Source organism: uncultured Maribacter sp. (genome assembly GCF_947496775.1).
In the GTDB taxonomy this organism is placed as follows: domain Bacteria; phylum Bacteroidota; class Bacteroidia; order Flavobacteriales; family Flavobacteriaceae; genus Maribacter_B.
In genome coordinates this window covers 1-1757 of the sequence record NZ_CANMDU010000035.1, presented here as the reverse complement: position 1 = coordinate 1757, position 1757 = coordinate 1, and the positions used below count along the sequence as shown (strand labels likewise).

Sequence of the window (1757 nt, the reverse complement as noted above, 5' to 3'; positions counted from 1 at the left end):
CAACTATAGGGTAAACAAAAAAAAAAGGAGGGAAGCGCTTAGGTTCTCTTTTTTTACTAGGTAAGTTACTGCCAACGGTCTTGTGTATGAAATGTAGCGTGTAAAAAAAACGCTATTCTTTCGGATTAACACAGAGCCGAATTTTTATGTTTTATTTTTAACTTTTCTATTTTAAAAGCCAAATTTAAAAATTTGGCGGTCTTTGCAAATAAGAACAAACCTCGAAGTTTAGCACTTATTAGCTATGTTTTATACACGGTGTTGGCAACAGTTTTAATCTTTTTGTTAATTCAGATATTGTCATTTTCTGAATAATATTATTTGTATTAGCACTTAATATATCGTCATTTTCTAATTTTAAGGTCACCAATTCCGACTGTTCTTTTAACTCAAGTAAAGATTCGTTTTTCTGTATTTCTACAAGCTTTGTGTCAAATCTTTTTTTCAGAGTTATTGTTCCGTTATTATTTAGCAATTCAAAACCAGCATAGTCAATCAAACGCTTAATTCCGCTTAAAAATTTAACTCCTAAAATTCCGATTGCTATCATTCCGATTGTTGTGATTAATGATAAAATACTGAATTCACTTTCGCTCGAAAAAAAACCAATCAGACCAAAAATTCCAAAAAGTCCAATTAGACAAAACATTATTCCTAAAACTATAGCAATAATGTCTATTAAAACAGCTTTGTCTGTTCTTGTAACTCTTATTGAGTCGCCAAATTTGTCCGCTTTAAATCCAAGATTATTTAGATAGTCAAGATTTTCTATTTTAGAAATTTTTTCTTTAATAGTATTTTCCAAATCTACTATGTCATCTTGAATATTTCGTTTATTTAGTTCCTCTTTTAAATCCAGTTGGGATTGGAATGTCAGCTTTTTATGAATTGATAAAAGTTCAATTAATTCTCTATAGGTTTTTTCTTTGTACATAGTTTTTCTTTAATTGTTGCCAACGGTCTCGTATAACCGTCAGTTACGGGATTAAAGTTAATAATTTTCGGTTAAGAACTGGCGTTAGCAATTCCGAGTGGATTCGGACGTAGTCGAATCCGCCGTAATTGCGGTTATACATTGTTGTAACACGTTTTTATTTTTCAGTTTTCTTTTCATTTTTTTCTCCTAACGCCCATTTTTTTATTTGTTCATTTAATTCATTAAATCCAATTCCGCCAAGTAACATTCCAATTGGCATTCCGATTAATGTCCGCCAAAATTCTTTAGGATTTCTTCGATAATCAGGAAGATAAGCCCAATATAAAAATCCTCCAAAAAGGATTATCAAAACAGATATGATTATAAATTCAGTCATATTTTAATTTTATCCTAACATTGCCCAAAGCATAGACATTATTGAGTCAAAAGTGCTTTGTTCTTTTTCAGGTTCAGAATATTTTTTCGATAAGTATTTCAACAATTTTTTATTCCAATTGCTATCAAATATTAAATTCAGTTCAGATTTGTGATTTTGTATTTCTGATTCCGAAAGCTCTTTCTGTTTTATTTTGTATTCAGTTTCTATTAATTCCGTTATTTTCTCAAATTCTCCATTTTGAAATAATTCCTTCTCTTTTTGAGTTCCAACATTTTCTAACGAAGATTTTTTTCCTTCGTAGGTGTTGTAAATTCCCAAATGTTTTTTAGTTAATTTCAATTTTCTTGGTTTGGTCAAATGTGTTACAACGGTTTGGCTATAAATAGTACGGGAGCAAGTTAGTACTTAACATTCCGCCACGTAATTAGCCAAACCTTTTTG

The 1757-nt window shown here is 30.2% G+C and carries 3 protein-coding genes; all 3 read right to left on the bottom strand.

All coding sequences use genetic code 11. The features are described 5' to 3' along the window. Positions 1-238 precede the first annotated feature (238 nt). Positions 239-934: a hypothetical protein gene (locus Q0856_RS17925; protein WP_298507200.1), complete on the bottom strand. Its 696-nt coding sequence runs from the start codon at positions 932-934 to the stop codon at positions 239-241. Between the two features lie 157 nt (positions 935-1091). After that, entirely contained in the window at positions 1092-1313 is a 222-nt protein-coding gene (locus Q0856_RS17920) for a hypothetical protein (protein ID WP_298507199.1), read from the bottom strand. Positions 1314-1322: 9 nt separating this feature from the next. Beyond that, a complete protein-coding gene (locus Q0856_RS17915) occupies positions 1323-1655 on the bottom strand; it encodes a hypothetical protein (protein ID WP_298507198.1) in 333 nt (110 codons plus the stop codon). Positions 1656-1757: the final 102 nt, after the last annotated feature.

Excerpts from the sequence above, each read along its gene's own strand:
- Q0856_RS17925 (WP_298507200.1), bottom strand. The coding sequence starts at position 934 with ATGTACAAAGAAAAAACCTATAGAGAATTAATTGAACTTTTATCAATT.
- Q0856_RS17920 (WP_298507199.1), bottom strand. The coding sequence starts at position 1,313 with ATGACTGAATTTATAATCATATCTGTTTTGATAATCCTTTTTGGAGGA.